Below are 15,416 nucleotides of genomic sequence, written 5' to 3' on the forward strand. Positions count from 1 at the left end.
CCCAGCTTTTGGGGCTGGCCAAAGAGCTTAGACAATGCCGCCATCCCTCGCGCAGTCCCGTTTCCTAAAACGAAATCTGACCACAAAACAACAAAACGCCTCGCTTCGCATCGGCTCCATTGCATTCGGCTTTTCTTGGCTCGCTACGCGTCGCCACCCTAAAAAATCCCATCCCGATAGCAATCGGGACCAAATGCCCGTCCAACAAATATCTAAACGCCAGTCTTAGGCACTCAAAAACTCAGGAACTCAGGCACTCAGGCACTCCAAAAGTCAAGCAAACAAAACTTTTTGTAAAAATATTTTGTCACAATGTAAAATATACTTTACATTTGAATTGAGTTTTAATCATCAATCACTTTAAATCACATTTCAAATGAAAACACAATTCTTATTTCCGCGTCGGTTCAAAATGGCCGGCGTATTGCTGTTCGTGATCGGATTCGTCATGGCAGTTTTCCTGTTCAACGCAGGCGAAAGCCTGGACCAATATCTCAATGTGAAGGTCTTTGCCATCGCCGACTCCTTTCCGTTGGGCAAAGACAGTTATTTCAGTTTTATCGAGAACAGCATTTTCGACGAAATTGCTGTTATTTTACTCATTCTCGGTGGCCTGTTCGTCGGCTTTTCGAGAACAAGGAACGAGGACGAATACATCGCGCAAATTCGGTATGAAAGTCTGATCTGGGCGGTTTATTTCAACTTCGCCGTGATGTTGTTCTGCACGATTTTCATCTTCGGAACTTACTATTTCACCGTGATAAGCATCAACATTTTCTCGCTTTTGCTGTTCTTCGTGATCCGCTTCCACATCAAGCTTTACCAACTCCAAAAATCCCTGCGTGATGACGAATAATCTCAAAGTACAGCGCGCGATCAAAGACATCTCGCAGGAAGAACTCGCCAAGCAGATTGGCGTGAGCCGCCAGACGATAAACGCCATGGAAAAGGCGAAATACGTGCCTTCAACAGTTTTGGCCTTGAAGATTTCAAGGTTTTTTGGATTGTCGGTCGAGCAGATTTTTACGCTCGAGGAAACGGACTGAAACCTTTTTAGGTAATGAAAAAGCCAATCCGTCGGTGGATTGGTTTTTTGGTTTTTGGAGAGCGAAGTTTGCAACTTCGCGATAGGTGTGACCGAGTCTGTGACTCGGAAAAAAACTAAGGAACTCAGGAACTTTTCACTCAGGCACTAGGGAACTATTTCTTGAAATTTGCCATTCCGGCCTTGAGCCAAGCCAAGTATTCGTCCGTACTAACATAACTGATCGTTGGGGAAATGTCCTTTCCATCAGGTCCAAGAAGTACATACAAAGGTTGCGTATTGGTCTTGTAACGCGTGATTGTCATGTTCATCCACTTGTCACCGATTGTCTCGATTTCCTCACCTTCGGGAGTGACATATTGCTGTTCTTTCGGAAGGTCGCGCTTGTCGTCCACATAAAGTGAGATCAGCACCAATTCGTCTTTCATGATTCTGTGCACTTCGGGATCTGTCCAGATGTTCGATTCGACTTTTCGGCAATTCACGCAAGCGTGTCCGGTAAAATCGAGCATCACGGGTTTGTTGACAGATTTGGCATAAGCAAGTCCGGTTTCGTAGTCGTTGAAAGTGACCATTCCGTGGGCCAGCATCGCTCCTTCCGGCAAAGCCTGTGCGACTTCTCCAGATCCGCCGCCAACACCTTGTGGACTTTCGCTATAATGCAAAGGCGGTGGAAAAGCCGAAATCAGTTTCAAAGGCGCGCCCCAAAGTCCGGGGATCAGATAGATCGTAAAAGTCAAGGTGAGCAAGCCCAGCATAATGCGTCCAACGGATAAATTCGTCATCGGACTATCGTGAGGCGTCTGGATTTTTCCGAAAAGATAAAGCGCCAAAGTACCGAAAATCGCGATCCAGATACAAAGGAAAACCTCGCGCTCCAAAAGATGCAATTGCAAAACTAAATCGGCATTCGACAGAAATTTGAAAGCCAACGCCAACTCGAGAAATCCAAGGAAAACCTTGACTGTATTGAGCCATCCGCCTGATTTAGGAAGCGAATTCATCCAACCCGGAAAAATCGCGAACAACATGAAAGGCAAAGCCAGCGCAAAAGAAAACCCGAACATCCCGATCAAAGGAGCTACACCGCCTTCGCGGGCCGCAACCACCAAAAGATTTCCGATAAAAATTCCGGTACACGAAAAAGACACGATCGCCAAGGCCAAAGCCATGGCCAAAATGCCGACGATTCCACCTCTATCCGCCTGTTTGTCGACTTTATTTGCCCAGGAACTAGGAAGTACGATTTCGAACGCGCCCATAAAAGACAAGGCGAAAATCACCAAAAGCACGAAGAAAATCACGTTGAACCAAACGTTCGTGGCGATGTTGTTCAAGGCTTCGGCGCCAAAAATCGCCGTGACGACCAATCCGAGCCCGACGTAAATCACGATGATCGAAATCCCGTAGAAAATCGCATTCTTGATTCCGGCAGCCTTGTTTTTACTCTGTTTTGTAAAGAAACTCACGGTCATCGGGATCATCGGAAAAACGCAAGGTGTCAGCAAAGCTGCGAATCCGGCGCCAAGGGCAAGGAAGAAAATCGTCCACAAACCCAGGTTTTCCGTTGCTTCAGGATGCAATGGAGCCGATGTGACTTTGGCAACCGAAACATCGTTCGCCGCGTCCACCTTCGCCGTTTCGGTTTTGCCAGCCGTTGCAGAATCGATTTTCGCAGCAACCGTCTCAGTCGAAGTTTCTACTGTTTTTCCCGTTTCGGCAACTTTTGCTTCGGGAATTTTGGGCAAGGCAAACGTGAACTTTTCAGTCTCATTAATGCATCTGTCGGAACAAATCTGATAATCAAGCGCAAGCTCGACCGTCGTCAATTTGGCGTTCGTCACCTTGATGCGCTGCGTGAAAACAGCTTTGTGCTCGAAATAAATCTCATCCACGCCAAATTCCTTGTTGAACTGGCGTTTGGTAGGACTTTCGAGCGCTTTTCCTATAAGTTCGTAATTTCCCTTTTGGTTCTTAAATTCGAGAACTGCTGCCAAAGGCCCGTCTTCTGGCGTGAATTGCGAATAAATGTGCCAGCCGTCTTCCATTTCGGCCGACATGGTGAGTTTGAATTCGGTATCCGAAACCTTCGTGATTTTCGACGACCACTTGGCAGGTTTTACGATTTGGGCGAAACCGGCCGAGACAGAAAGTACGGCCAAAAGCAAGAAAATAATCCGTTTCATCTAATTGAGTGCGAAGTGCAAAATGTTTGTTGTGTGTGTATTTACCTTGAACCGCTCGTCGGCGCGATGGCCAATGATCCAGACGATGTCGCTTCCGGAGACCAAAAGCCACGCATTTTCCTTGTCGCGCAAAGAGAACTTCGCGTCCTTGAAAAATTTTGCGATTTTCTTGGAGCTTCCGTCCATTCCAATCGGCTGGAAAACATCGCCTTGCTCCCATTTTCGCAACACCAGCGGAAACTGCAGTTTTTCGGCGTCGACAAAGATAGTCGTATTTGAATTTTGGCCTGCTTTTTCGACCGATTTTATGGTAATTTTAAGCGGATGTTCGATTCCCGACATGCCTTTGTAAATCCGGAATTCGCGTTTTTCGTGTCCTGATCTGACTTCCGACAGGATTAAAAAACCACGATCCTTAAGCAATACATGGGTTTTGGAGAAAATCTGTTTTCCCGATTGCGCATTCACGAGATCGCCAATATCGCTCCAGTTCGCAAAGCCGAAATCGTGAAGCCATTCGTAAAGATAAGCCGCGAAATTCGGAAGGATTTTGAGTTGTTCGAGGTCGAATCTCGTCTCGCTTCCGAAGGTTTTGGCGACTTTGTTGAATACGATCGAGGATGCGTCGTCGGCGAGTGTTTGCGTCTGAAGGAGAAATTCCTGAGTTTTCGAAAAATTCTCGAGAAATTCCGGACGGATTTCCTTGAGGATCGGGACGATTTGGTGCCTGACTTTGTTGCGAAGGTATTTTTCGGATGCATTGCTGCTGTCTTCTCTCCATTCGATTTGTTCCGATTTGGCATAAGCCGCGATCTCGTCTCGCGAAAAAGGCAACAACGGACGCACCACGTTCTCGTTTCGCTGTGGAATGCCCGTCAAGCCGTCGATTCCGGTACCTCGCGTGAGATTGATGAGAAAAGTCTCGAGATTGTCGTCGGCGTGATGTGCCGTGAGCACGTAATCGTATTTTTCCGATTCGAGAATTTCCTGAAAATACTTATACCGAAGCTCGCGGGCCGCAACCTGGATAGAAAGCCCGAAGTCCTTGGCAAACTGGTTCGTGTCGAACTTGCTGACGTGACTCAAAAGTTTGTTTGCAGCTGCGAACTCGCGAACGAAAATTTCATCGCGCTCGCTTTCGTCCTCGCGAAGCCCGAAATTGCAATGCACAAGCCCAATCCCAAATCCGGATTTTTGGAATAGATCGATCATCACCATGCTGTCGATTCCGGCGCTCGTGGCCAACAACAGGCGTTTTCCTTTTAAGAACGAAAGGTTTTTTTCGACGTGAAGCTGGAATCTGGAAAGCATTGCACGAAGTTACGGCTTTCGTTTCTGTAGAGCAAACGCCAGTTGCAGTTGCAGCGGCGTGGCAGTGGCAGTTGCAGTAGCAGTAGCAGTAGCAGTGGCAGTTGCGGAGGCAGCAGTTGCAGTCGCAGTCACGAATTAGAAAAATGGGAATGAATTTCGAGCGCTAACTTTTTCAACTTATTTGAACTAGTGCCATCGTGGCGACCGCATACTTCTGTTCTGCTTCTGCTTTTGTTTCGACTCCGTTACTGCAACTGCAACTGCTGCTGCAACTGCCACTGCTTCTGTTTAGACACCGTTACTGCTTCTGCAACTGCCACCGCTTCTGTTTCGACTCCTTTACTGCTTCTGCAACTGCAACTGTTACTGCTGCTGCCACCGATTCTGCTTCTGCCACTGCCACTGCCACTGCACTAAACTCACGCGTTTCTTTCCAAAACCTTGCGCATCGCCACAGCCTTCAACAAACATTCCTCGTATTCCTTCAACGGACTCGAAGCCGCCGTGATCGCGCTTCCGACCGAAAAAGAAACATAATTCAAACTCGCATTGTACAAAATGGTGCGGATCACGACATTGAAATCGAAATCGCCGTCAGGAGCGAAATAACCGAGTGCGCCGCTGTACAAACCGCGCTTGGTTTCCTCAAGTTCCTCGATGATTTTCATGGCCGAGATTTTTGGCGCTCCAGTCATGCTTCCCATCGGAAACGTGGTTTGCAGCACGTCGACAGCTCGTTTCGTGGGCAAAAGCTCTGAAATCACGGTCGAAATCAGGTGGTGCACTTGACGGAAAGAATAGTCCTTACACAATTCCTCGACATGGACGCTGCCTTTCACAGCCGTTTTCGAAAGATCGTTGCGCACAAGATCGACTATCATGATGTTTTCGGAACGCTCTTTTTGGTTGGTTACGAGTTCGTGTCTGATTTTGGCGTCCTCTTTTGGATTTTCGCTTCGGCGTGCGGTGCCTTTTATGGGCTGGGACACGATTTTCCGGCCCTGTTTCTTGAGATAGCGCTCGGGCGAAGCCGACATGAGGTAATCGTCGGCATTGCGGAAAAATGCAGAAAATGGCGGTTCGGAGATCGTATTCAGTCGGCAATACGTCTCAAGCGGGTTGATTTTGGCTTGTTCAGAATAGAATTCCATACAGAAATTGGCCTCGTAAATATCGCCGCGATGGATAGCTTCGAGCATTTTCGAGACTTTCCTGAGGTAATCTTTCTGGGAAATTCTTTGGGAAATTGACAATCGGCCGTTGGCGTGCGGCACATCTGTTTTTTGGTCGATGACCGCTTGCAGATCGGCTTCCATTTCGTCGTCGGCCATCGTCAGATAGTGCATTTCGAGTTGATTTCCCTTGAGCAAGAAAAGCCGTTTCGGCTGAAAAAAGTACATGTCCGGAAACAAAAGTCCGTCGAAATTCTGCGATTCAAGTTTTTCCGTATCGTTCTTGAGATCGTAGGACAAATACCCGAAAAGCCAGTCATTCGTGGTTTGCTGAAGTTCGCGCAAATCCTGGAAAGCGTTGTGGTGATCGGTCTTTAACGACAAAAAAGCATCTGCCGCAAGCACGCAGTCATACTCCTGATATTTCTGGTGATACCCGTTTCCGTCGAGAAAAACGATCTCGCGGAACTGTTGCGACCAATGCAGCAATTTGGCCTTGAATTCGTTCGGGTCGGTGATTTTATGGTGGGCGGTGGTGCGCATTTCTGATAATGGATAATAGACCGATAGAAAATAGACCGAGCGTCGTGCGACATTCGACTTTCCCGTTCCAAAATTACGATAAAACAATCGGTAAAGCCTTCCCAAAAACTTTGGCACGGTTGTTAGTGAGCGTCAAATATAAACTTCTCAAAATTTTTGCCGATGGTTTAAAAACTACTTGACCTTTTTATTGCATTAACCTTTAAAACATTGAATTTTATGAAAACGATTCCATTATTCGGAATAAGCTTGCTGTTGGCCATTGCCGTCGGATGCAAGCAAGAATCAAGAGAAGAAAACGTCAGTCGTGCTTCCGATGCCAAATATGACGCTTCCGCGGAGGCAACTGCGGCCGAGGAAGCATCGCCTTTGGCCGATACGGCGAGCGTCGGAAATTCGGGCAAACCGGAAAACAACCTTTCGTCTTCGGCGGCTGTGGCGACAAATGACGGCAAACGCAAATTCGTTCGCACGGCCGATATCCGTTTCAAAGTAAGTAACGTCTCCCAATCGACGACCAAAGTGGAAGACGCGGTTGCCTCGGCTGGCGGATTCGTCGTCAACACCGATCTCAAAAGTTCGGTAAACGAAACCCGCGACATCAAGAAAAGCGAGGACAGCATCGTTCGCACCACGGTTTACACGGTTCACAACGACATGACGATTCGCGTTCCGAACTACAATCTCGATGCGACATTGAAAACAATTTCGAGAGAAGTCGGCTATCTCGATTATCGCATCATCAAGGCAGAAGACGTGAACCTGCAACTCAAATCGACCGAACTCGAACAAAAACGCCTGTCGCGGTTCAAGACCAGAGTCGAAGGCGCCGTGGCCGGAAAGGGCAAAAAACTCGTCGACATCAACGATACCGAGGAAAATCTGCTGTCAAAACAAGAAACTTCCGACGCGGCTTTGCTCAGGAAAATGGAGCTCGAAGACAAGATTGCCTACTCGACCGTCGCTTTGCAATTGTATCAGGACGAAGCCGTGAAAAGCGTGACGTTGGCCAACCTTGACAGCGAGGTCTATCGTACGAGTTTTGGCGTAAAAGCGTTGGACAGCCTCAAAACGGGTTGGTACATTCTCGAAGGCATTCTCGTTTTTGCGCTGAACTTGTGGCCATTTATCCTTATCGGACTTGGTTTGTTCTTTGTTTGGAAGAAACTTTCGAAGAAGAAAGTTGTTTTTTGACGATTCCCTGATTGGAGGATTTTCAGATTTGCAGACTTTTGATCGTCGGAGTTCCCGGCCAAAGTTTTCCCAAACCCGACCTGCAAGGTTTTTTCAACCTTGTAGGTCTATTTTTTTAAAAGCCGAGTAATTCCCGAGATAAATCTTGTCGCTACATTGAAATTTGATCAAAAAGCTTTCGCGATTGGAATTTGGAATTTGGGATTTGGGATTTCGTCCCGATAGCTATCGGGATGGAATTTGACTCCGACAGCTATCGGAACTGCGATCTAAGCCCAATTATTTTCCGGATTCCCTGCGAGCCTTAGCATAATTGGCATAAAACTTTACGCAAGCAATGAGGTTGAACACTATCAAGATCCACATCATGAAATAGCGGCTTTGGAAAGGCGAAACGGTAAATAATTCAGTCATCGCCATTAGACAAAGCAATATGCTCACAAATGAAAGTGCTCCAAATAAAATTAGTCGTTTTTTGCTCGGTTTTTGGAAGAAATTCTGGTTTGCAGCCATTGGTGTCAGATTGATTAGGCGGCGAATATCACCATTTTCCGCCAACCGACAAAATGAAATTTCCTACAATTCTATGCGTCGGATAAAAATAGAGCAAAAAAAAGCCCGGTCGAAAAACCAGGCTTTCAAATGCTATAAATCACTTCGGACATTTTTCAATTCCTGCAATCGGAAGCGAAAAAGCGCTGAATTACATGTGGATAGGACGATTTTCGGTAGCCGCCAAAGCCGCTTCCTTGACCGCTTCGGCATAAGTCGGGTGAGCGTGTGACATTCTTGAAATATCTTCGGCCGATGCGCGGAACTCCATCGCGGTAACGGCTTCGGCGATCAAATCGGCAACTCTTGCGCCAATCATGTGGACGCCCAAAACCTCGTCAGTCTTGGCATCGGCAAGGATTTTCACGAAACCGTCCGTGTCGCCGCTCGCGCGGGAACGACCCAAGGCCTTCATTGGAAAACTGCCAGATTTGTACTCGATTCCGGCTTCCTTGAGTTGCTCTTCGGTTTTCCCGACAGCCGCAACTTCCGGCCAAGTGTAAACCACACCGGGAATCAGATTGTAATTGATGTGAGGCTTTTGCCCGGCCAAAGTTTCGGCCACAAAAACACCTTCTTCCTCGGCTTTGTGCGCCAACATCGCGCCTTTAACAACATCGCCGATCGCGTAAATGTTCGACACGTTCGTCTGCAAATGGTCGTTCGTCTCCACGATTCCGCGGTCTGAAACCTTGATTCCCGCTTTGTCGAGCGCCAATCCGTCAGTGAACGGGCGACGTCCTACAGAAACCAAAGCGTAATCGCCTTGCAAAGTAATTGTCTGGCCTTTTGCGTCGTCGGCTTGAACTGTCACGCCTTCCCCGTTGTTTTCCACAGACTTCACTTTGTGCGAAGTGTAGAATTTCATGCCTTGTTTCTTGAGGACTTTGGTCAATTCCTTCGACAGGCCTGCGTCCATTCCCGGAATGATCCTGTCCAGATACTCGACTACCGAAACTTGGGCGCCAAGACGCAGATAAACCTGTCCGAGCTCAAGGCCGATAACGCCTCCGCCAATGACGATAAGGTGTTTTGGGATCTCCTTGAGTTTCAAGGCTTCGGTCGATGTGATCACGCGTTCCTTATCCAATTTGATGAAAGGCAAGGACGAAGGTTTCGAGCCTGTCGCGATGATCGTGTATTTCGCCTCGATGGTTTCGGATGAACCGTCAGACTTGGCCACTTTTACGTGAGTCGCGTCCTCAAACGATCCCAAACCTTCGAAAACCGTGATCTTATTCTTGTCCATGAGGTATTTGATGCCGCTCACGTTCTGGTCAACGACCTGTCCTTTTCGGGCAATCATCTGCTCAAAATTCACCTTGATCTCACCCGGAATCTCGATGCCGTGCTCCTTGAAGTGCGAAATTGCGTCGTGATAATGGTGGGATGAATCGAGAAGCGCTTTAGACGGGATACAACCTACGTTGAGGCAAGTTCCTCCAAGCGTCGAATATTTTTCTATGATGGCAGTCTTGAAACCTAATTGTGCGCAACGGATGGCGGCCACGTATCCTCCGGGACCTGATCCGATGACAGCTACGTCAAATGAACTCATGGTGATTGGTTATTGATTTTGTGACACAAAAGTACGAAAGCAAATTTAATATGTATGGTTTTAGTTGCAGTTGCAGTTGCAGTTGCAGTTGCAGTTGCAGTTGCAGTGGCAGTGGCAGTGGCAGTGGCAGTGGCAGAAGCAGTGGCAGTGGCAGTGGCAGTGGCAGTGGCAGTGGCAGAAGTAACAAATAACGACTTTACGCACACAGATTTATCTACCACAACCTGCAACTACCGCTGCTACTGCCACTTTTTATTAAAAGGGCGCGCCGGCGGCAATTTCCACAGCACGTCCGGTCGACATGCAAAAGTTGGCTCTGATTGAAGTCCAGGAGCCGCCGTCGGGCTGGACGGCACTCGCTTTTTGAAAGCTGATCGCATTCAAAAGAGCTCACACAATGCCGCCATCCCTCGCGCAAACCAGTCCAACATCCATTATTAATTATTAATTCATAATTATTAATTGAAAAAAACTGCGAGAAAATTTGGCCACAAAAACCAACTTCATTTACTTTGCAATTCAAAGTACTTTTCTATGGAAAACCAAAAGTATCTCGACGACCTTCAGGACATCAGGAAAATGATGAACCGCTCGACGCAGTTTTTGTCGCTCAGCGGATTGTCAGGCGTGTTTGCCGGAACTTACGCTTTGATTGGTGCGTGGCTGGCCAATTCGCTCATCAGGGCCGAAGTCGAAAAGGACTATTACGTGCGGTATCGCGATTTCGAGAACCTGCTTTTTTTCAAAGTGGCCGGTATCGGACTTGTCGTTTTGCTGCTTTCGGTCGTTTCGGCTTTAATCTGTACGCACCTGAAAGCCCGAAAAAATCAGGAAAGCATCTGGAACGCGACTTCCAAGCGACTGATCGTGAACTTCTTGATCCCGCTGTTTGCCGGCGGAATTTTCGCGCTCATTTTATTGCGTCACTCCTATTTCGGACTGATTGCGCCCGTAACCCTGATTTTTTACGGACTCGCCTGCATCCAAGCCAGCAAGTTCACGCACCGCGACGTGCGCTACCTCGGCCTGACCATTTTGGTAATCGGACTTTTTAACGCCGAATATCCTGGCTACGGATTCGAATGTTGGTCGCTCGGCTTCGGCGTATGCCACATTTTTTATGGCGCGATCATGTATTTCAAATACGACCGGAATTCCTGAGATTTGCAACGCGTCATTTCGGGTCCGTATTCTCGTTCGACATTAGACTTTTGACCTTTGAAAAACATCATCCAAAATATAAACAAAGCATTCGACCACCGCATCAGGCTCGGGATCATGAGCGTGCTTACGGTGAACGAATCGGCAGATTTCGCCACGCTCAAGGAACTTTTGGGCGTGACCGACGGCAATCTCGCGAGCCACGCCAAAGCGCTCGAGTCCGAAAATTACATCGTCGTCGAGAAACAGTTCATCGGGCGAAAGCCCAACACGAGTTACAAGGCGACCAAGTCAGGACGCGAGGCTTTCCAGTCGCACATAGACGCTTTGGAAGCCCTGATCCGCAAGAGCTAAAATTTTTTTGCTATTTAACTTTGAAATACAAAGTACTTTTATGAAAACAATTTCTTTAGGTCCGATGCTTTCCGCGCTGGCGATGCTGGTCGGATTCAATTTCGCGCTAATGACCGTTCGCATGTTCGCGACCTCGGGAATCGGTTACGGATTTCTCGTCTGGAACCTTTTTCTGGCGATCGTGCCGCTTTTGGTCAGCTTGCATCTCACCAAGACGGATCCGACCAAAACCAAAATCGTCTTATTATCACTGTTTTGGCTGCTGTTTCTCCCGAACGCGCCTTACATCTTGACCGATTTCCTGCACTTTCGGAATTTCACCCAAAAGATGCCGGCCTGGTTCGATTTGCTGCTTTTGGCTTCCTACTCGATTTCGGGTTTGCTCTTCGGATTGCTTTCGATGCGCCAGATGCATCTCGTGTGGAGAAAATCGTTCGGCAAAATCGCGAATTTCCTGATTCCGGCCAGCGCGCTGCTGTCGGGTTTCGGAATTTACCTGGGACGTTTCAAGCGCTATAACAGTTGGGACATTTTATCCGATCCGCTCGCGATCGCCTGCGATTCGATCTCGCTGCTGACCGAACTGCGGGTCATTGGATTCACGCTCGGTTACGGCACTTTGCTGCTTCTCATATACTACTTCTTCCGAATCCCGAATTCCGAAAGTGTAAGGTCAAGCGACTAAATCTGACATCCATCATCTAAAATCCGATAATCCTTTAAATCCTAAAAAAAATGCAAACCACCAGTATCACAAAACCGCACTACCAAAATTATCTCAAGAGCACGACGAAGCTGTCGACTGCCATCGCCGTCGGTTCATTTGTAATCGGAAGCATTTTGTTCGTACTCGAAAAATTCCGCCCGTTCGGACACGCAATAACTCGCGATTTGCCGGTTTACGGACTCATTTTCGTGGTCATTGCGTTCCTCGTCAACTCGGCCATTTTGCTCAATCTCGTAATTCTGTACGCATCCGAACCAGAGGAAAGGGAAAAACTCGCCATCCGAATGCTGATCGTACTGGCCAACATCCCGATCGCGATGATCTATTTCGAGTCCATCGACTTTTGACATTGAACGAACGACGTCTATCATCTGAAAATCCGAAAATCCTTAAATCCAAAACCATGTACACACATTCTTCCCAATACTGGACAAACCACTTCACCCACAACGCAACCCAAGAGCGCATCGACTGGACAATCGAACCGAAATTGTCATCTGGACAACGCGCCCGAATCCTCAAATCGCTTCAGGCGTGGCAACTAGGGGAAACCTCTGACGGAGCGCATTTGATCGCCGCATCCAAAAAATATGCGCACCAGCAAGGCGACTACATCTACCCGATCGCCGTCGAACTTTTTATCAAGGAAGAACAGAAACACGGCAACAACCTTGGGAAATATCTCGATCTGATAGGCGAAAAACGCGTTTCCAAAGATTGGGGCGACTCGCTTTTCCGCAAGATCCGCTACTTCAACACGAGCATGGAATTGTGGACTTTGGCCGTGATCACGGTAGAAAGCGCGGCACAATTGTTCTATCAATCGCTGAAAGATGCCACGGGATGCGAACTTTTGAAGCAGATTTGCGATGACATCCTGATCGACGAGGAAAGGCACATCGACTTCCAGGCCGAGCGAATGCTGGCGATTTACCGCACGCACCATTGGTCGATAAAACCGGTCGCGTTCGCCGTTTACCGCACGTTTTTCTTCTCGACGGCGACCATCGTGTGGTTTGGGCATCAAAAAGTGTTGAGTGTCGGAAGCCCGACTTTTGGGCAATACATGAAAGATATGGGCGCCAAATTCCGGAGCACTTTCGGGATGATCCGCAAGGAAACCGAAACGCCTGTGCATTTGGTTCCAATGAAATGATTTGATTGGTGGTGCCCTGATTCCGTCCGCTTGGATTTGTGCGGGCGGAATCTTTTTTTTGATTTTCGGAATTGCGGATTTGCGGACTGAGCGCCATCGGAACACCTCAATTTCCCTAAATTCTTAATGGTTTAAAAATCAGATAGTGAATCACCATCGAATGCAGAACTTCAAAGCCGATAATGATGTCGAAACGCACTTTATACTTTCTCGTAACTTTATTGCTCGTTGTTTCGGCGTGCCGGAAATCTGACGAAAAATTACACCGAATCCCATTCGACAGGACGAAATGGCAATCGGCCGACCAAAATGGCTATCAATACCGCGAAGCAATGGTCGATGACTTACTGCACGGACACAAACTCAAAGGCTTGACAAAACCCGAAGTCCTCGAAAAACTGGGAAATCCAACGCGAACGGATGGCAATTTCATGTTTTATCGCCTGTCGCAAACCGAAGTCGGAATACTGACCATAAGCAGCCGGACGCTTGTGCTGGAATTCGTCGACGGGAAAGTCGCCAAAGTCATGTTGCACGAATGATCAGATCGCAAAAGCCGTGGTGTTCTTGACCTCGGCGATCATGAACGAACTTTGCGTGCTGCCGATGTGCTGCAAGGTCGTGAGCTTGGAAACCATGAATTGTCTGTATTCTTCCATGTCGGCCACACAAACTTTCAAGATGTAGTCGTAGTCGCCGCTGATGTGGAAACATTCGAGCACTTCGTCGAGTTTTACGACCTCGTGTTCGAAGCGCGTGAGGAATTCGCGAGAGTGTTGCAGCAATTTTACATGGCAGAAAACCACGAAATTCTTGCCGATTTTCTTTCGGTCGAGCAAAGCCACATATTTCGAGATTACGCCTTCCCTTTCGAGTTTTCGCACGCGTTCGTAAACCGCCGTCGCCGACAGGTTAAGCTTGATTGACAAGGCTTTGGTGGTTTGTGTGCTGTCGTGTTGCAGCAGCGAAAGCAGTTTTTGGTCGGTTGTGTCGAGGTGCATCTGATAAAAAATCTGGAAATTGGAGCGAAATCGTTTTCTATCCCAAAAATAATCCATTGAAATTGATTTTATCGGATAAATATTCCGATTTATGAAATTTGTGTTGTGATTTTATCGTGTGTTGTTGTGATTTGCGTCAGAAACTAATCCACAAAACCATGGACTTCAATCCCGCAGACAACATTCAGGACTTGCAATATTTTGGAGAGTTCGGAGGCGTAAACCCTTCGATTTCAGATTCTTCGACCTACACTTTCCTATCGGCCAAAACGATGTTCGACACCTTCGAAGGCAATGCCGACGGCTGCTATCTCTACTCGCGCCATTCGTCTCCGTCGAACCTTTACCTCAACAAGGCGCTGGCTTCGATGGAAGGCACTCAGGCTGCTTGCGTGGCGGCTTCGGGAATGGGCGCGATCACCTCGACTTTGCTGCAGCTTTGCCAATCTGGCGACCACATCGTTTCGAGCCGCACGATTTATGGCGGAACTTACGCTTTCTTGAAAAACTTCGCTCCCAAATTCGGTGTAGCGACGAGTTTCTGTGATTTCACGAAGCCCGAATCGGTTGAGAAAAACATATCCGAAAAGACCAAAATCCTGTATTGCGAAACAGTCTCCAATCCACTTTTGGAAATCGTCGATATTGCAGAAATGGCCCGCATCGCCAAAAAACACGACCTCAAATTGGTCGTCGACAACACTTTTTCGCCGCTTTCCGTCTCTCCGGCAAAACTCGGTGCGGACATCGTGATCCACAGCCTGACCAAATACATCAACGGAAGTTCCGATACGGTTGCGGGCGTGAGTTGTGGCAGCCGCGAATTCGTCGAGGCCATGAAAGACGTGAATTCGGGCGCGGCCATGCTTTTGGGTCCGACAATGGACAGTCTTCGGTCGGCAAGCGTGATGAAAAACATGAGGACTTTGCACCTGAGGATGAAACAGCACAGCAAAAACGCCCACTATCTGGCGGAGAAATTCGAGGAAATCGGACTCAAAACGGTTTATCCCGGACTCAAAAGCCATTCGGGACACGAACTCTTCAAACGCATGATGAATCCCGAGTACGGCTTTGGCGGAATGCTCACGATAGACGTCGGATCGCTCGAAAAAGCCAACGAGCTTATGGAACTGATGCAGAAACGAAATTTGGGTTATCTCGCCGTCAGCCTTGGTTTTTACAAAACTTTATTCAGCGCTCCGGGCACTTCGACTTCCTCTGAAATCCCAATCGAGGAACAGATCGAAATGGGCTTGACCGACGGTTTGATAAGGTTTTCGATCGGGCTTGACAACGACATCGAACGCACCTTCGTCAACATGAGATTCTGTATGGAAGAAATCGGGATTCTCGATACTGTTTCGGCTTAACACCAAATTGCGGTTCATCAAAACCAGTCTGTGAGTGGCATTTCAGGCTGGTTTTCCTGTTGCAAAAAACTGTAAGCACGAAG

16 protein-coding genes are annotated in these 15,416 nt (G+C 47.9%); 11 read left to right on the top strand and 5 right to left on the bottom strand.

Annotated elements, in window-relative coordinates; translation table 11 throughout:
* Positions 1 to 376 precede the first annotated feature (376 nt).
* Together EOO49_RS04970 and EOO49_RS04975 are read left to right on the top strand one after the other, a co-directional pair.
* Positions 377 to 856, top strand: a complete 480-nt coding sequence (locus tag EOO49_RS04970; RefSeq protein ID WP_290843331.1) for a hypothetical protein — start codon at positions 377 to 379, stop codon at positions 854 to 856.
* Positions 846 to 1,046 carry a helix-turn-helix transcriptional regulator gene (locus tag EOO49_RS04975; protein WP_290843333.1) on the top strand — a complete coding sequence of 67 codons (201 nt, stop codon included), beginning with the start codon at positions 846 to 848 and terminating at the stop codon, positions 1,044 to 1,046. The genes EOO49_RS04970 and EOO49_RS04975 overlap by 11 nt, the downstream gene beginning before the upstream one ends.
* 154 nt (positions 1,047 to 1,200) lie before the next feature.
* Here the strand turns inward: EOO49_RS04975 and EOO49_RS04980 are convergent, their stop codons facing one another.
* The 3 genes from EOO49_RS04980 to EOO49_RS04990 all read right to left on the bottom strand — a co-directional run bounded on the left by EOO49_RS04980 (position 1,201) and on the right by EOO49_RS04990 (position 6,257).
* Entirely contained in the window at positions 1,201 to 3,231 is a 2,031-nt protein-coding gene (locus tag EOO49_RS04980) for a cytochrome c biogenesis protein CcdA (protein WP_290843335.1), read from the bottom strand.
* On the bottom strand, positions 3,232 to 4,542 hold the full coding sequence (tilS, locus tag EOO49_RS04985) for a tRNA lysidine(34) synthetase TilS (RefSeq protein ID WP_290843336.1): 1,311 nt from the start codon (positions 4,540 to 4,542) through the stop codon (positions 3,232 to 3,234).
* Positions 4,543 to 4,961: 419 nt separating this feature from the next.
* A complete protein-coding gene (locus tag EOO49_RS04990) occupies positions 4,962 to 6,257 on the bottom strand; it encodes an anthranilate synthase component I family protein (protein WP_290843337.1) in 1,296 nt (431 codons plus the stop codon).
* 219 nt (positions 6,258 to 6,476) lie between these two features.
* Between EOO49_RS04990 and EOO49_RS04995 the strand changes: the two genes are divergently transcribed.
* The gene (locus EOO49_RS04995; protein WP_290843339.1) at positions 6,477 to 7,451 is read left to right on the top strand and encodes a DUF4349 domain-containing protein; all 975 of its coding nucleotides are present in this window, start codon (positions 6,477 to 6,479) and stop codon (positions 7,449 to 7,451) included.
* Positions 7,452 to 8,154: 703 nt separating this feature from the next.
* On the opposite strand, the gene lpdA is transcribed toward EOO49_RS04995, so the two are convergent.
* A complete protein-coding gene (gene lpdA / locus EOO49_RS05000; RefSeq protein WP_290843340.1) occupies positions 8,155 to 9,561 on the bottom strand; it encodes a dihydrolipoyl dehydrogenase in 1,407 nt (468 codons plus the stop codon).
* A gap of 54 nt (positions 9,562 to 9,615) precedes the next feature.
* Here lpdA and EOO49_RS05005 point away from each other — a divergent pair, with 54 nt between their 5' ends.
* The 7 genes from EOO49_RS05005 to EOO49_RS05035 all read left to right on the top strand — a co-directional run bounded on the left by EOO49_RS05005 (position 9,616) and on the right by EOO49_RS05035 (position 13,501).
* The gene (locus EOO49_RS05005) at positions 9,616 to 9,885 is read left to right on the top strand and encodes a hypothetical protein (protein ID WP_290843341.1); all 270 of its coding nucleotides are present in this window, start codon (positions 9,616 to 9,618) and stop codon (positions 9,883 to 9,885) included.
* Between the two features lie 210 nt (positions 9,886 to 10,095).
* Entirely contained in the window at positions 10,096 to 10,722 is a 627-nt protein-coding gene (locus EOO49_RS05010; protein WP_290843343.1) for a hypothetical protein, read from the top strand.
* A gap of 57 nt (positions 10,723 to 10,779) precedes the next feature.
* Positions 10,780 to 11,076: a transcriptional regulator gene (locus EOO49_RS05015; protein ID WP_290843345.1), complete on the top strand. Its 297-nt coding sequence runs from the start codon at positions 10,780 to 10,782 to the stop codon at positions 11,074 to 11,076.
* 40 nt (positions 11,077 to 11,116) lie between these two features.
* Positions 11,117 to 11,761, top strand: coding sequence for a DUF1361 domain-containing protein (locus EOO49_RS05020; RefSeq protein ID WP_290843347.1), 645 nt, complete (start codon positions 11,117 to 11,119; stop codon positions 11,759 to 11,761).
* Positions 11,762 to 11,811: 50 nt separating this feature from the next.
* Positions 11,812 to 12,150 (top strand): hypothetical protein, encoded by a 339-nt coding sequence (locus EOO49_RS05025; protein WP_290843349.1) that lies wholly within the window; start codon positions 11,812 to 11,814, stop codon positions 12,148 to 12,150.
* Positions 12,151 to 12,206: 56 nt separating this feature from the next.
* The gene (locus EOO49_RS05030) at positions 12,207 to 12,959 is read left to right on the top strand and encodes a hypothetical protein (protein WP_290843351.1); all 753 of its coding nucleotides are present in this window, start codon (positions 12,207 to 12,209) and stop codon (positions 12,957 to 12,959) included.
* A gap of 185 nt (positions 12,960 to 13,144) precedes the next feature.
* Positions 13,145 to 13,501 (top strand): hypothetical protein, encoded by a 357-nt coding sequence (locus tag EOO49_RS05035; RefSeq protein WP_290843353.1) that lies wholly within the window; start codon positions 13,145 to 13,147, stop codon positions 13,499 to 13,501.
* On the opposite strand, the gene EOO49_RS05040 is transcribed toward EOO49_RS05035, so the two are convergent.
* Positions 13,502 to 13,960: an Lrp/AsnC family transcriptional regulator gene (locus EOO49_RS05040; RefSeq protein WP_290843562.1), complete on the bottom strand. Its 459-nt coding sequence runs from the start codon at positions 13,958 to 13,960 to the stop codon at positions 13,502 to 13,504.
* A 158-nt stretch (positions 13,961 to 14,118) separates the two neighbouring features.
* Here EOO49_RS05040 and EOO49_RS05045 point away from each other — a divergent pair, with 158 nt between their 5' ends.
* The gene (locus tag EOO49_RS05045) at positions 14,119 to 15,333 is read left to right on the top strand and encodes an aminotransferase class I/II-fold pyridoxal phosphate-dependent enzyme (RefSeq protein WP_290843355.1); all 1,215 of its coding nucleotides are present in this window, start codon (positions 14,119 to 14,121) and stop codon (positions 15,331 to 15,333) included.
* Positions 15,334 to 15,416 lie beyond the last annotated feature (83 nt).

Source organism: Flavobacterium sp. (assembly GCF_004295795.1).
GTDB lineage: Bacteria > Bacteroidota > Bacteroidia > Flavobacteriales > Flavobacteriaceae > Flavobacterium.